The 248-nt window shown below is 64.1% G+C and carries 1 protein-coding gene; it reads left to right on the top strand.

All coding sequences use genetic code 11. The features are described 5' to 3' along the window. A partial coding sequence (locus tag FCK22_RS18715; protein WP_211243609.1) for an acyl-CoA dehydrogenase family protein occupies positions 1-248 on the top strand: 248 nt, incomplete at both ends.

Genomic DNA, 248 nt, shown 5'->3' with positions numbered 1-248 from the left:
TTTCGGCCATGAGGCGGCGATCCTGATCGAAGGCTCCCGCGCCAACCTCGCCTCCTGGGGCCACGGCATCCATTCCGGCATCGTGGCGCATTACATCCTCGCCTATGGCACCGAGGACCAGAAAAAACGCTGGCTGCCCAAGATGGTCTCGGGCGAGCTGGTCGGCGCACTGGCGATGACCGAACCCTCGACCGGCTCGGACGTGCAGCGCATCAAAACTAAGGCGATCCGCGAGGGCAACGCCTACA

The sequence above is a fragment of the Sulfitobacter sp. 15WGC genome, from assembly GCF_005068605.1.
GTDB lineage: Bacteria > Pseudomonadota > Alphaproteobacteria > Rhodobacterales > Rhodobacteraceae > Sulfitobacter > Sulfitobacter faviae.
Note: the sequence above shows the minus strand (reverse complement) of the source record. Positions and strands in the feature narration are given on the sequence as shown.